This is a genomic window from Lentibacillus saliphilus (genome assembly GCF_019093865.1).
In the GTDB taxonomy this organism is placed as follows: Bacteria; Bacillota; Bacilli; order Bacillales; family Amphibacillaceae; genus Lentibacillus_B; species Lentibacillus_B saliphilus.
This window is the reverse complement of the sequence record NZ_JABJXD010000001.1, coordinates 692,912-708,200: the sequence shown is the minus strand read 5'-3', so window position 1 is coordinate 708,200 and position 15,289 is coordinate 692,912. Positions and strand designations below refer to the sequence as shown.

The 15,289-nt window shown below is 40.0% G+C and carries 13 protein-coding genes; 10 read left to right on the top strand and 3 right to left on the bottom strand.

Annotated features, from left to right (window positions below):
• Positions 1 to 261: 261 nt before the first annotated feature.
• Both fumC and HPC67_RS03595 read left to right on the top strand, forming a co-directional pair.
• A complete protein-coding gene (gene fumC / locus HPC67_RS03600; RefSeq protein WP_217586056.1) occupies positions 262 to 1,647 on the top strand; it encodes a class II fumarate hydratase in 1,386 nt (461 codons plus the stop codon).
• Positions 1,648 to 1,792: 145 nt separating this feature from the next.
• Complete coding sequence (locus HPC67_RS03595) at positions 1,793 to 1,993, top strand: alpha/beta-type small acid-soluble spore protein (RefSeq protein WP_217586055.1); 201 nt, start codon at positions 1,793 to 1,795, stop codon at positions 1,991 to 1,993.
• A gap of 144 nt (positions 1,994 to 2,137) precedes the next feature.
• Here the strand turns inward: HPC67_RS03595 and HPC67_RS03590 are convergent, their stop codons facing one another.
• Together HPC67_RS03590 and HPC67_RS03585 are read right to left on the bottom strand one after the other, a co-directional pair.
• Complete coding sequence (locus HPC67_RS03590) at positions 2,138 to 3,235, bottom strand: ABC transporter ATP-binding protein (RefSeq protein WP_217586054.1); 1,098 nt, start codon at positions 3,233 to 3,235, stop codon at positions 2,138 to 2,140.
• Positions 3,236 to 3,374: 139 nt separating this feature from the next.
• Entirely contained in the window at positions 3,375 to 4,271 is an 897-nt protein-coding gene (locus tag HPC67_RS03585) for a PucR family transcriptional regulator (RefSeq protein WP_217586053.1), read from the bottom strand.
• Positions 4,272 to 4,557: 286 nt separating this feature from the next.
• Between HPC67_RS03585 and HPC67_RS03580 the strand changes: the two genes are divergently transcribed.
• The 8 genes from HPC67_RS03580 (at position 4,558) to HPC67_RS03545 (ending at position 14,368) form a co-directional block, all read left to right on the top strand.
• The gene (locus tag HPC67_RS03580; RefSeq protein ID WP_217586052.1) at positions 4,558 to 4,920 is read left to right on the top strand and encodes a YlbF family regulator; all 363 of its coding nucleotides are present in this window, start codon (positions 4,558 to 4,560) and stop codon (positions 4,918 to 4,920) included.
• Between the two features lie 94 nt (positions 4,921 to 5,014).
• Positions 5,015 to 5,494: a GNAT family N-acetyltransferase gene (locus tag HPC67_RS03575; protein ID WP_246569606.1), complete on the top strand. Its 480-nt coding sequence runs from the start codon at positions 5,015 to 5,017 to the stop codon at positions 5,492 to 5,494.
• 140 nt (positions 5,495 to 5,634) lie between these two features.
• Positions 5,635 to 6,435, top strand: coding sequence for an ABC transporter ATP-binding protein (locus HPC67_RS03570; RefSeq protein ID WP_217586051.1), 801 nt, complete (start codon positions 5,635 to 5,637; stop codon positions 6,433 to 6,435).
• Positions 6,422 to 8,065, top strand: coding sequence for a hypothetical protein (locus tag HPC67_RS03565; protein ID WP_217586050.1), 1,644 nt, complete (start codon positions 6,422 to 6,424; stop codon positions 8,063 to 8,065). Before HPC67_RS03570 ends, HPC67_RS03565 begins: the two co-directional genes overlap by 14 nt.
• A gap of 328 nt (positions 8,066 to 8,393) precedes the next feature.
• Positions 8,394 to 9,308, top strand: a complete 915-nt coding sequence (locus tag HPC67_RS03560; RefSeq protein ID WP_217586049.1) for a hydroxymethylglutaryl-CoA lyase — start codon at positions 8,394 to 8,396, stop codon at positions 9,306 to 9,308.
• A gap of 285 nt (positions 9,309 to 9,593) precedes the next feature.
• Positions 9,594 to 10,190, top strand: coding sequence for a helix-turn-helix domain-containing protein (locus HPC67_RS03555; protein WP_246569604.1), 597 nt, complete (start codon positions 9,594 to 9,596; stop codon positions 10,188 to 10,190).
• 146 nt (positions 10,191 to 10,336) lie between these two features.
• The gene (locus tag HPC67_RS03550; RefSeq protein WP_217586048.1) at positions 10,337 to 12,028 is read left to right on the top strand and encodes a transglutaminase domain-containing protein; all 1,692 of its coding nucleotides are present in this window, start codon (positions 10,337 to 10,339) and stop codon (positions 12,026 to 12,028) included.
• Positions 12,029 to 12,139: 111 nt separating this feature from the next.
• Complete coding sequence (locus tag HPC67_RS03545) at positions 12,140 to 14,368, top strand: MMPL family transporter (protein ID WP_217586047.1); 2,229 nt, start codon at positions 12,140 to 12,142, stop codon at positions 14,366 to 14,368.
• 88 nt (positions 14,369 to 14,456) lie between these two features.
• Here HPC67_RS03545 and HPC67_RS03540 read toward each other — a convergent pair whose 3' ends face one another.
• Positions 14,457 to 15,110 (bottom strand): lysoplasmalogenase, encoded by a 654-nt coding sequence (locus tag HPC67_RS03540; RefSeq protein ID WP_217586046.1) that lies wholly within the window; start codon positions 15,108 to 15,110, stop codon positions 14,457 to 14,459.
• Positions 15,111 to 15,289: the final 179 nt, after the last annotated feature.

Below are 15,289 nucleotides of genomic sequence, written 5' to 3'. Positions count from 1 at the left end.
ACTGAATGTTAATGCCAGAAAGTGATCGTGTACTTCTGTCTGTATTATAATTGATCGTTTCCGTGTTGACTACCGTGAAAACGTACGAATTTGTGTCAGACAAGGGCTCCTCTATATCGTCCCAAAAATGAACGCTTTTATATGGAATGGTCTTTTCGGACTAACTTTAGATGGAAAACACGTTGCATTTAGGATTTTGGCAAAAGTTTGATACAATGAAAGTGGGTTAAAAAAAGAGACTATACAGGGAGGAACAGCAAGATGAATTATCGGATTGAACACGATACATTTGGGGAAGTAAAGGTGCCAGCCGATAAATATTGGGGGGCACAAACAGAGCGTAGTAAACAAAATTTTCCTATCGGTACAGAAGTAATGCCACATGAAATTGTGAAGGCATTTGCCATTTTAAAAAAGAGCGTTGCTCAAGTCAATTGTGAACTTGGCATTTTAGAAGAAGAAAAAGCAGACGCAATTGCTCATGCTGCTGATCGTATTGTAGCAGGAGAATTAAATGATCATTTTCCACTCGTCGTTTGGCAAACGGGTAGTGGGACACAATCGAATATGAACGTTAATGAGGTTATTGCGTATGTAGGGAATGAATGGCTAGAGAAAAAAGATTATGATGTACGCCTTCATCCTAATGATGATGTGAATAAGTCGCAGAGCTCAAATGATACATACCCAACAGCTATGCATATTGCCTTTGTTTTAAAAATCGAACAAGTCGTTTTGCCTGCAGTTGCTCAGCTTAAAGCAACATTAGACGATAAAATGAATGCGTTTAAGGATATTGTGAAAATTGGTCGAACCCATTTACAGGATGCCACACCGCTAACGCTCGGCCAGGAAATAAGTGGATGGCACCGTATGCTCGAGAAATCAGAAAGCATGCTTCAAGACAGTCTCCAATATTTGCGCGAGCTTGCGATAGGTGGAACAGCAGTCGGCACCGGTCTTAATGCGCATCCAGAGCTATCTGAACGGGTTTGTGACACAATTTCAACATTAACAGGCACACCGTTTATATCGGCACCAAACAAATTCCATGCATTGACGAGTCACGATGAGTCTGTTCATGCTCATGGTGCTTTAAAGGCATTGGCAGCTGATTTAATGAAAATCGCCAATGATGTACGTTGGCTTGCGAGTGGCCCGCGCTGTGGCATTGGTGAGATTACCATACCTGCCAACGAGCCAGGTAGTTCAATCATGCCTGGAAAAGTGAATCCAACACAGAGTGAGGCTGTTACGATGGTTGCCGCTCAAGTGATGGGAAATGATGCGACGATCGGTTTTGCAGCAAGCCAAGGCAATTTTGAATTAAACGTATTTAAGCCCGTCATCGCTTATAATTTCCTTCAATCATGCCAAATTGTTGCTGATAGTATGCTCTCATTTGATGAACGCTGTGTCCAAGGACTTGAACCAAACGAAGAACAAATTGAGAAGAACTTAAATGAGTCACTCATGCTTGTAACGGCATTGAATCCACATATTGGCTATGAAAATGCTGCTAAGATCGCCAAAACAGCTTATAAAGAGCAAAAGACATTAAAAGAAACAGCAGTCGAGTTAGGTCTGTTAACCGCTGAGCAATTTGACGCATATGTTGATCCGAAGCAAATGACTTATCCTAAATAATGAATATATGACGTTGACAGACATGTTAATTGAGCATGTCTGTTTTTTAATACGCAATTTGTAAAAGGACACACTATTTACCAGCCATTTCACGTGATAAGTTACTGCAAACTGCAAACAATATGCTTACAGGAGGTGAAACAACATGGCAAACAACAGTTCAAATCAGTTGGTTGTACCTGGTGCTCAGCAAGCACTTGACCAGATGAAAACAGAAATCGCTCAAGAATTTGGTGTGAATCTTGGCCCTGACACGACTTCCCGTGCCAACGGCTCTGTCGGTGGTGAAATCACCAAACGCCTCGTTCAAACTGCACAGCAGCAAATGGGTGGACAGTATCAGTAACTAAAACACGAAATTGAATAGATTGATGGCTATTAGGTCTAAACCTAATCTAAAGATGGAGGGTGTGCCCACTATGGGCTCCCCTCCATACTTGCGTTCAAATAAAAAAGCGTTGACGGTTTAGGTCAACGCTTTTTTATAAGTTTAGCGAATTCTTAACTCAGTTTCCTGATCAAAGAAATGTACTCGGTTCATATCAAAGGCGAGTTCAATTGTGCTGCCGCCTTCTACATCTGTACGTGAATCAATACGTGCTACAAAATCCTGCTCATTTACTTTTGAGTATAGGAAGGATTCTGATCCCATTAATTCAGCTACTTCAATAGTCGCACTAATTTTTGTTTCAGGTGAAGAATTAATAAATGCAAGTTCATCATGAATATCTTCTGGACGAATACCAAGAATGACTTCTTTGTTTATATAGCCTTGATCACGGAGCATTTTCATTTTGCCCTCTGGTACTTTAATTTTAAGGTCGTTCATTTCAAAGTAACCATCTGTAAGCTTTCCAGTTAAGAAGTTCATTGAAGGTGAGCCAATGAATCCACCAACGAATACATTTTCCGGACTGTCATACACATCTTTAGGTGCACCAACCTGCTGAATGACACCATCCTTCATAACGACAAGACGCGTTGCCATTGTCATAGCTTCTGTTTGGTCGTGTGTAACATAGATTGTTGTTGTTTGCAGACGACGGTGAAGCTTTTGGATTTCGGCGCGCATTTGGACACGTAGCTTGGCATCAAGGTTTGATAAAGGTTCGTCCATTAGGAAGACCTTTGCATCACGAACGATTGCACGTCCAAGTGCTACACGCTGCCGTTGTCCACCTGATAATGCTTTTGGCTTACGGTCTAAATACCCTTCAAGGCCAAGAATTTTGGCAGCATTATCAACACGTTCTTTAATTTCTTCTTTTTTAAACTTACGTAGTTTAAGTCCGAAAGCCATATTATCGTACACATTCATGTGTGGGTACAAGGCATAGTTCTGAAACACCATGGCAATATCGCGGTCTTTTGGTGCAACGTCGTTCATCTTTTTATCATCAATGTACAATTCGCCGTCGGAAATTTCTTCAAGTCCTGCAACCATACGTAATGTTGTTGATTTACCGCAACCAGAAGGTCCAACGAATACGATAAATTCTTTATCTTGAATATGCAGGTCAAAATCATTCACAGCGACAACATCTTTATCAAATACTTTTTTAATTTTATTCAGTCTCAGTTCAGCCATTAAAATCCCCTCCATGTTGGTCTAATTTCATTGTACATTAGGCATTCATACCGGTAAATGGACAAAGTGCACGAACTATGAAAGCGTTTTTGTGCATGTATTCTAGTTGAACAAGTGGAATATAGTCATTTTTTGTAGATCATTCCATTTTATTCGCTAAAAGAGCGAGGTAAACTGTAACAGCTAAAGGAAATTGTCTAATGTCAATCCCTGTTTTTTCAATGAACTTGTCAAGTCGGTATTGCAGGCTATTTCGATGCATGTACAGCTTCTTCGCCGTAATTGAGACGTTTAAATGGCATTGAACAAATGTTTCGATTGTATGAAGCATATCTGTATCATGTACAAATTCGTTCAGAACAGCTTCAATCATTGCAGAGCGGTTGTGCGGTTCCATTTCATTCACGAGAATAGCTGGCATGGCTTCTACATATGACAGAACGGATTGATCGGAATGGCGAAATGCTGTTTCTGCATAGTCAATTAGTTGCTTGTAAATGGTTCTCGCGTCAGCATGATCGTTCATAATCGGACCGACAAAAAAATGAATGTTTACATATAAATCGCTCATTAAAATGTCAATGATCTGTTCATATGAAATGGCCTCATCTCCTGATTCAACAGGGGATTCAATCATCAAACCACTATGGTCATCATTCCATAAGATTGGAATGTTTTTATTAAAGAGCTCACTAATTGCTTCTTTAAATGCTTGTGGCTTAATTTGATTAGGCTGGACCGAAAAGTAAACAAAACGATAAGACTCTGATGACTCCGTTTGAGCGCCATCTGTTTCACCGGTCTTAATGCGTTGTTCCCAATAGTGCTCTTCTTTTGTCATAGTAGGAAGAGCCGGATTGTGAGGAGTTAGGATTGCCTCAAGCAGACTTAAATCGCGAGGTGATAGGTCTTCTGTTAAAATACCGACCACTTCGTCATCAGTTGTTATAAACCACGTATAATCATCGTACACAGCGTTCGGGTGGTGATTCAATGAAATGAGTGATGGAAATAGGTGTTTAAGTTTATGTGTCAACGTCATCGATCCTTTGTTTAAAAATAGCGCATACCCTTGTTTATATGTATATACCTTCATTCTGCACACGTTTATTATAACAATCATTTCGAGCAATAGGAATTATTCTAAAGGGTATACATTGTTTTCTGGCTTTGTTATAGTATGTTTAGTGTTCGTATCTCGGTCGTCATTGAAGATATACATATGACTATACGTGCTTCAAAGCATATTGACGGGAACTTTCACATGAACATAAATCAGGCGTTTGGCCGTTTAATTAAATAGGCACAGAGGAGGATGTAACATGACAACTATGCAAGAACGTGCACATGATCTCGAGCAAGCAATTAGAGAAAGCAATGAATTCAAGGAACTCGAGGCAGCTTTTGCAGCAGTAATGCAGGATGACATCGCACGGACGATGTTTGAGGATTTCCGCAATACGCAAATGACTTTGCAAGAAAAACAGATGATGGGTGAGGAAATTACTCAAGAAGAAGTGCAGGAAGCTCAACAGATTGTCGAGCGCGTGCAACAGCACGAAGGTATTTCAACACTTATGGAAAAAGAAGAAAGCATGAACCAAGCTGTTACTGAGATTAGCCGTATTATTACAAAACCGCTTGAAGAATTGTACGGTGCTCAAGAAGCAGAAAACAATAATTAAATTGCTGAAACACCACTACCCGCGGGATTATATTCTGCGGGTATTTTACTTGACCCCTTTTGGTTATTGACGTGTTTTGTTAGCGAGTTAGGTATTGGATACACAATTAGAAATGAGAGATGAAGCGATGATAGAAAGAATGGACATACGTAATCCGCGTGTAGCTGAACAAGTGTTAAATCTTCAAAGATCTGCCTATATGATTGAAGCAGAGCTCATTGGTTATTCCGATCTCCCGCCACTAAAAGATACGATCGAAGCGTTACAGCAATGTGGAACGTTTTACGGCTATTTGATTCAAAATAAATTATGTGGCGCAATTGCCTTTAAAACAGAAGGTGGTGTCATTGATATTTATCGTTTAATGGTTCATCCAGATCATTTTAAAAAGGAAATTGCTAAGATGTTATTAAATGTAATTGAAAGTGAAAATAGGGTTAAAAAGATCATCGTATCGACGGCCTCTAACAATACACCAGCTGTTCAATTTTATATTAAACACGGATTTCAAGTCGTTAAAGACGAAATAATAAATGATCGTTTGTCTTTAACACATTTTGAAAAGATGCTTTGAACTGTTCTCCACTTAATTCAAAAGTCTTAATGACACTGGTAACAAATTAGTTAATTATAAAATAAAGGAACTATTTTGTGTTTTGTATCGTAATGAGTTAATGTAATCCATATACATCATACATTTTGGGGGGAGCGATGATGGAAGCACAAAAAGTTCTTTCATTAAAAGCGTTAACGATGAACTTTGGCGTTAAACAGGTTTTAAAAGGGATTGATTTGGATGTTTATAGTGGCCAAATCATTGGATATATTGGTCCGAATGGAGCTGGAAAAAGTACAACATTAAAAATTATGCTTGGTTTGTTGGATGGATATCGTGGCACTGTAGAAATTTTCGGGCAGGACATCGCTAAAAGCGGACATGATTATAAGCGTCGAATAGGCTATGTCCCAGAGAATGCCGATATATACGATAATCTAACTGCGACCGAATTTATGGTTTTCTCCGGTGAATTGTATGGTTTAGCGCCTCAAGTAGCTGAGAGAAAAGCACGTGAGCTATTAAATCAATTTGATATGTTGTCTGTAAGTGATGCTCGATTATCTTCCTTTTCCAAGGGCATGCGGCAAAAAGTACTCATTATTACAAGTTTAATACATGATCCCGATGTGATTTTTTTGGATGAGCCATTAAATGGTTTGGATGCAAATAGTGTGATGATCATAAAAGATGTACTGGAACAGTTGGCACAGCGAGGTAAGACGATATTTTATTCATCACACATCATGGATGTTGTAGAGAAGATTAGTAATCGTATTGTCTTATTGGTTGATGGCAAAATTGCGGCAGATGGGACGTTCGAGGAATTAAGAGAAGAAAGTAAGCTCGGATCGCTTGAGGCTGTATTTAATGAAATTACTGGATTCAACGAACATCAAGAAACAGCGCGCCGCTTCGTAGATATCATCATGGACGGTGAGACGTATGAAAGAGTTTAGATCATTAAAGCTATTAGATCTTGTGAGGGGTCTTATTGGACGAATGGGCATTAACTATGAAACGATGCGAAAAATCCTCCAAGTCAAATTAACGATGGATCAAAGACGTGTACCGACGATGTTTCAAGCAAATATGACGGAAGATAAACAAGATGATTATCAATTCCTCAAATCGCTGGGCATCTATGTTTTGTACGGGCTCATCCTCATCCCTTTCTTGTTTATGGGAGATTACTTTATTCAAATGAGCATTTTTTTTGGTGTTACAATGTTCATTTTAATGACGACTTTGGTTTCTGATTTTTCAGCTGTTTTATTGGATGTCAGAGATAAAACATTATTGAACACGAAGCCTGTCAATGAGCGTACAGTGAATGCCGCTAAGATTGTTCATATCATTATTTATATTACACAATTAACAGGTGCTTTTTTACTCATTCCATCTATAGTAGCTATTTTTAGCAAAGGCATCTTCTTTATGATTGTTTTGTTCTTTGTTATGACACTGCTCATTTTGTTGATTGTGGCGTTAACAGCTTTAATTTATATTTATATTTTAAAGTTTTTTAGCAGTGAGAAACTGCGTGATATTATTAATTACGTACAAATTTTCATGTCAATCGGAATTGTTGTTGGTTATCAAATTGTCATTAGAGTATTTGAGTTTACCGATTTTGATGTGATCTACACGTTTGAGTGGTGGCATATATTTATACCGCCAGTCTGGTTTGGCGGACTGTTTGACTTGGTTTTACAAAATAATCAATCGGGTGTAGCGGTGCCAATGTCACTTCTTGCTGTTGTTGTTCCACTTTTGGCAATTGCATTGTATTACCGCTTAATGCCTACATTTGAACGTAATTTGCAGAAGTTAATGGAGGAGACCGGACCAAATAAAAAAAGTCGCTGGGATTTCACTGCTTTTTGGGCAAAGCTATTTTGTCGGTCGCGAGAAGAACAGCTCTTTTTTCGCTTTTCTTCTATTATGATGAAGCGTGAGCGTGATTTTAAATTGCGTGTGTATCCGTCGCTCGGACTGGCGCTCGTCTTTCCGTTTATATTTCACTTGAATTATATCAGTATGGAATCCTTTGCTTCTTTGCGTGATAGCAATATGCACTTAACCATATATTTTACAGCTATTACAATTGGCCCAGTCGTTCTTATGCTGCGATATTCGCCTAACTACAAAGGAAGTTGGATGTTTTTAGTCAGTCCTCTCCAGCAGCGATCACGGATTTATAGTGCCACATTGAAGGCGTTTTTGTTTCAGTTGTTCGTTCCTTTATATGCCGTGTTATGTGCTGTGTTTGTTTTTATTTTTTCCGCACGTATTATCCCTGATTTAATCGTCGTCTTTATGGCAATCGTACTGTTAACCCTAATATCATATAAATTAACGAACAATGATGAACTTCCGTTTTCAAGACCTTTTGAATCTGCGAAGGAAGCAGGCAGCACAGTGACGCTCTTCTTGCTGATGCTTATAACGGGTGCTTTTGCTCTCTTTCATTGGCTTGTTTCTATGCTTCCATATGGTGTGTATGGTTATATGGGCGTTTTGTCGGTGATCACTATTGTCAGTTGGTATGTTGCGTTCCGTCCGAAAAAGCCGTTAATTGAGTTGTGAATAAGGTGAAATAATAGAAGGAGGTGTTGGTATGAATGTTTCTTTAGCAGATCGGTTTCGTTTATTTGCTGAAGAGGCCAGCTTTGGTTGAGGTGATTTTTAGGAATATTATAGTGCGTCCTTATGTTTTTATTTTTGCAAAGTCCGGAAATATCTGATTTGACATGAAGCTTGAAAATCAGTTATAGTTGGTTCAACAATGTTGAATAAAAGGAAACTAAGGTGAATACACATTAAAAATTACAGGAAAGCTTCCAGGGGTGGGAGAAACTGAAAGCGTATTCACTGTGTGGCAAGAGCCTTTTAATATCAACAGAGGAGGGGTATGATGGGACGTTGGCCGGATTGTGTTCAAATCAAGGAAGTTGGACCGCGAGATGGATTGCAAAATGAAAAGAAGCAAGTGACCACTGCCGATAAAGTCGCTTGGATTGATATGCTGTCTGAATCAGGCGTACAAGAAATCGAATATTCATCATTCGTGCATCCGAAATGGGTGCCACAGCTGTCTGATGCTCATGATGTTGGTCGTCAAATTAAACGTCAGCCCGGTGTGCGCTACTCAGCACTCGTTCCAAATATGAAAGGATTGGAGCTTGCGCTCGAAGCAGGTATTGACGGGGCATCTGTATTCATGTCTGCAAGTGAAAGCCACAATCAGAAGAACATTAATAAAACGATCGATGACACGTATCCGGTTTTAAGCGAGGTTATTTCCGAAGCTAAAAAGGTGAATAAGCATGTAACGGGTTATGTTTCAACGGTGTTTGATTGTCCCTATGAAGGCAAAATCAAGCCAGAAGCTGTGATTCGTGTTTGTGATGAACTGTTGGATGCTGGTGTGGATGATCTATCGCTTGGTGATACAATCGGAACGGCTGTACCTTCACAGGTTGAAGCGTTGTTGGATGTAGTTCTCACACGTTATCCTAAAGATAAAGTTATTATGCATTATCATGATACAAGGGGGATGGCCATCGCGAACATCATGACATCCATGTCATATGGTATTACCCGTTTCGATAGCTCTGTCGGAGGCTTAGGAGGGTGTCCGTACGCACCTGGAGCAGCGGGAAATGTAGCAACAAATGATATCCTTTATCTGATGCATGGTATGGGAATAGAAACAGGGATTGATGAACGCATCTTGCATGATGCCGCACTCTTTATGCAAAATAAGCTGGGAAAGACACTCCCCAGTAAATCCCTCGTCTATGAAGTAGCAGATCAGCAATTAGTCTAGTTATATATTTGTCTAAGTTTTTATAAACGTAAAGCAGTACAGTGCTCTTATATATATTTAAAACGGGGAAGATATAGACAATTGATTTGCTGGGAAAAAAACGCATAGTTCTCTTTTTATTTATTAAAAGTTATACAAAGCTCATTACTTTAGAAAGCCAATTACGATACGACGTTGTATGTCGTAAGACGGAGAAGGCTTTTATTTTTCTGTATAGAGTTTATTGGTCATATGCGACTCTAGTTGACGGAGGTGTATAGCTCCTCTATGATATGAATTATAATTATGATGACGATGTTTATTTTTTTAATTGGAAAGGGGAGAAAGACGATAAATCTACAGCATATCGGCATAAAAATAAAACAAGCCAGGCAACAAACTAAACAAACACAGCAGCAAGTGGCCGATCGCTGCAGCATATCTAAAAGTCTATTATCTAAAATAGAAAATGGTCAAACCGCTTCCGCAGTCGCTACATTGTCAAAAATATGTGAAGCGCTCGATATTCCTTTGTCATGGGTTTTAGATGATCAACCGGAAACAGACTTGGTCATGCTTAATAAAGCTGAGCGTCAGCAAACGATCGGTGATGTGAATATGGGTTATTCTTATGAATTACTAGCGAAATCCCGCTTTTCATCTATCGAACCGACCATTGTTCATGTCACCCCGAAGGATCAAAATGTGAGACACGATCCATATACACACACGGAGGATGAATTCATCTACATCCTCGAAGGATCGATTAAATTATTTTACAATGATGAAACGTATATAATGGAAAAAGGCGATACAGCTTATTTCAAAGGACATAACCCTCATTTATTCGTTCCGGTTGATAATGAAGGTGCTAAAGTTTTGACCATATTTATTAGACAGTAGAAAGTTGTTCATTATGCATTTTAAAAGAATGATTGAGATTAATAGGTTGACCAGAAGATATAGCCCCAATCCGTTGTGTTGCATATTAAGAATGAAATTATGATAAATATATATATGGGTTCAAAGCAAAGGGGGAATTCTGTTAAGTGAATCGATTGATTGTATTTTGCTTATGTGTATTCATTTTGATAACCGGCTGTGAATCAGAGCAAAATGAGTCGATTAATGGTCGTGAAAACAAGGTTGATGCACGTGGTCAGACAGAGATAGATGGCTCACAAAATGATACCCGTACTGAATCATCACCAATCGAATATAAACGTATTGCAAAGAACGTTGAATTTAAGCTCAACACCCCGGAGGAAGCACCATTTGAAGTGTATACAGATTTTGAACTTTCTGGGACGCTAGAGTATGTTGCCGACACGTCATATGTATTGGTGAGCATAACGCCCAAGGCAATTGTAGAAGAATTTGAACATGACGATTTCAATTATTACATACCTGTTGAAGATGGGACATTCTCACAACGTGTCCAGCTTCATTATGGTGCAGGGGATTATCAAGTAAGACTGTTTGCCCCTATACCTGAATATGATGACAGCTATCATGAAGTGACAAGGTTTACGGTCACTAATAAAGATGCTCATATCAGTCGTGACATTGAATATACAATATATGGGTTAGACCAACAGTTTCAACTATCGTCCCCTTTAGAAGGCATGAACGAATCAGATGATGGTTCTATTCAATTACAAGGTGTGTTACCAGATTCAAAGCGAGGGGAAGTCCTTTTAGCTGAAATTAAGAAGGAAAGTGACACCGAGCAAGTGTCAATCCCGATTCATAAAGGCCAGTTTGCCACTGATTTGCCACTCTTTTTTGGTGAAGGCTTACATCATGTTCGGTTATATGCATATGACCCTCAGGATGATACCTACTATGAAGCAGCCTCTTTTTACGTTCAAAATGAGATGGACACAACGTTTTCTAAGCTGGAAACAAATGATAGATATATAGATAGTGGTATCATTTTAAATCGCCCTAATATGGGGATGCGTGAACAACTCGATCAAATGGCGTATCCGATTTCTGGTCGTATTGATCAGTCGGCACCTCTTGCAAAGCACGTTGATAATGTGATTGTAACAGTCCGACAGCTTGATGAACAGGTTGAATCAAGCTATTTAATACCGGTTCTGGATGGTGAGTTTTCTGGTGAAGCATTTTTTCGTTTTGGTCCCGGCCCATATGAAATTTTAATTAGCGTTCCTAATAATGTGGATAACACGGATCCTTCCAAATACCAATATTCTCCTGTTGCTGTTATTAACCATGAGGTTGTCGGTATTTCTGACGAGCGTGATTTATTACCGTCGTGGGGCATTCAATCAGACCATCCTAAAATCAAACAGCTTGCTCAGGAACTGACAGCTGGTAAGCCAGGAGAACGCAATCAAGCAAAAGCAATATATTCATTCGTTGCGCGACATATCGCATACGACGTTGCCAAGGCAGAAGCAGATACGTTCAATATTGCTGACAGTGCGCTCTCTGCACTTGAAACCGGAACGGGCGTATGCCAGGATTATGCGTATTTAGCGACGGCTCTATTACGAGCGGCTGGTATTAATGCCCATTATGTTGAAGGAGATGCTGGTGAACGTCATGCATGGGTAGAGGCTCATGTCAATGGAGAATGGATTGAAATGGATCCGACTTGGGGGGCGGGCTATGTGGAAAACGGACGCTTCTATCCTCATTATACAGAGGACTTTTTTGATCCGGATCCGAATTTTCTAGCAGAGACACATACAAGAACAGGGATCGTGTACTAGATATTATTAAAATATATAGGTGTATAATATATAAAAAACGGGAATATGTGGAGGTATCACGAAAGGTATTGATATGAAGACATCATTCCATTAATTATTGGGAGGAACAATATGAAAAAATGGCTTAATATTTGGTCGAAAGGTGTGACCGGTAAAAAAACTCGCTGGGCTTCTTTAGGGATATGGATAGCACTCGTTGTGGGACTATCTTTTATCTGGCCACAGGTAAGTGATGAAACGACGAACTCGAATCAATTGCTTCCAGAAGATGCGATGTCAGTTGAGGCATCTGAACTGATGGACGAACAATTTGCAACGGATGCTGGAACACCATTGCTTCTCGTCTGGTATCGGGAAGCGGGGCTGACGACAGAAGATTATCAAGTTATTCAAGGTTTGTATGATACGTTAAGCACATCACCAGTAACAGGGCAAAAGTCTGTGCCACCATTCGGAAAGGCACCCGTTGAAGCGCTGAAGGCTTCTGCTTCTGAAGATGGATCAGCTTTGACGACGCCAGTCTTTTTTAAGGCTGAAGCAGGAGAAGAAGCTTTGAATGAAGCGTTAGATGAGCTTGAGACGCACATCACTGCTGAAACAGGTGAAAATCGTGTTGTTTCGAATTTAAGTGATTCTGGCTTACACGTTCGTTTCAGTGGTCCTGTCGGCATTCAGACAGACGCTGGGAAGTTGTTTGCTAATGCTGATGTGACGCTTTTGATTGCAACAGTTTTACTCGTCTTAATTTTACTCATTATCTTATATCGCTCACCAATCTTGGCTGTTGTGCCACTTATTGCAGTAGGTGTAGCCTATGGATTGATTAATCCGTTGCTCGGGTTTCTGGCTGAGAATGATTGGATCGTCATCGACGCACAAACAACGTCCATCATGACTGTTCTGTTGTTCGGGGCAGGAACGGATTATTGTTTATTCCTCGTTTCGCGCTATCGTGACGAACTCAGACATGTTGAGAGTAAGTATGAGGCGTTGGAAAGAGCGTTGAAAGCGTCCAGTGGTGCTATTATGATGAGCTCACTGACGACAATGCTTGGTTTACTTACACTTGGATTAGCGATCTACGCGTCTTATAACCGTTTCGCTGTTCCATTCAGCATGGCGATTTTCATTATGGGTATTGCTGCCGTTACCTTCCTGCCAGCAATTCTGTCCTTACTTGGAAGATTTGCTTTTATACCGTTCGTACCGCGAACAGAAAAAATGATTCAAGATATCGAACAGAAAAAAGGTAAAAAAATGCGTCAGCCGAAACAAAGATCTCGATTTAGTAAATGGATTGGCAATGTGGTGACCGAAAAACCGTGGCCAATTATCGTGTCAATTGTTGTAGTCTTTGGCGTATTGGCGGCGTTTATTCCGAAAATGCAATATACGTATGGCTTACTTGACTCGTTTCCAGAGGATATGCCATCACGTGAAGGCTTCACGATCATTCAAGAGCATTATCCGCCTGGAGAGGCCGCACCTGTTAATGTAATCGTTGATACAGAAGGAAAAGATGTTGCGTTTACGGAAGCTTTAACAGAATTGTCTTATGTTGATCGCGTTGGGGAGGTTCGAACCGGTGCGAAGGATGCCAATTACGCACAGGCTCAGGTGATTTTAAACGTCGACCCATATTCTGACGAGGCTGTTAATGCAATTCCAGAGATGCGTGATGCTGTTTCAGACTCACTTGAATCAGCTGGTATTAGCGATGCAGCTGAGTCCGTCTGGGTTGGCGGCGAAACGGCTACACTATATGAAACAGAGGAGACGACGAGTCGAGATCAAAATGTCATTATACCTGTTGTTCTTTTGATCATCGGTTTGCTTTTGTTTACGTATTTAAGATCGTTTGTTGCCACGATTTATTTGTTAGGGACGGTCGTATTGTCCTATGCAGCGGCACTTGGACTTGGTTGGATTATCCTTCATTACGTATTCAGTGTTTCAGCGATCCAAGGGCTCATCCCACTTTATTCGTTTGTGTTTTTAGTGGCACTCGGTGTAGACTACAATATTTTCTTAATATCGACCATTTGGCGAAAAGCTAAATCGCTACCGCTAAAGCAAGCAATTAATGAAAGTGTTGGAGAAACAGGCTCGGTGATTAGTTCAGCAGGACTTATCCTTGCGGGTACATTCTCTGTTCTCGCTGTATTGCCGCTTCAATTACTCGTTCATATCGGAACGATTACAGCACTTGGAATTATGCTTGATACGTTCGTTGTGAGGCCATTACTTGTCCCGGCAATCACGACGGTACTCGGAAGATTTGCCTTTTGGCCTGGGCGTATGTGGAAGGAAACAGAGCATACGAAGAAGGAAGAAGGCTGATATACAAAGGACGATCGCGCACTTTAATCGTGCCGATCGTCCTTTTTTTTGGGGGGAGGTGTCATACAGTACCACGCCTTGTTTTGTATTACCACGATAGGCGTGTTCTGCTGCCATCTAAATACTGGAGGCTATGCGCAATACAAAACTGAGCCCCGTAATACGTTAGCATAATTAAAGCATGGGAATGGTCGACAGGTTGAATAAACTTGTTCCATGCAAGGATTGAATCAGATATGACGAATAACAGACTGCCCATTAATGCCCACTTATTACCGGTTAATGATGCAGACAGCGCCATTAGCGAGATCGCTACGATGTACACGATAACAGGTATAACCAGTGACGTGTGTCCGTCTCCTTTTAACGTCGGTATCATTTGACTCGTATACCAGAAACCGTAGATCCCGAGTGGTATAACGATTAAGCTGTTACGCCATGAGAAGCGGAGTTGTGTTATAAACCCAGAAATATAAAATAAATGTCCAATAAGAAAGGCAGATAGCCCGATGACAAACCAATGAATCGTCGCATCTCCAATCATTGAAAACCCAAGTCCAATTAAAATGAGCCAGTGAATTGCCAACTTTTTCTTTGGTAGTCGACTCACTGCATAATACGTAATCATAAGCATTGGAATCAACTTAAATATAAGCTTAATACCAAATGGTTCAAATGGCACAATATAAATATAAACAATGCTCATAAGTGCAATTAAAATAGGTAAGCGATATAAGATCATGACACCAACGCCTTTCTAAAAGAGGTAATTTTAAATAATCATGTATACAACAGATTCGACATCAATCGGTGAAAAACCTTCTTAATTGTCATGAATCATCCCCCTATCTATCATCTAGATGAGTTTTTTGATAAACTATAAAGATCTAAAGAACAGTATTTTTAATTGCTATAGGAGAA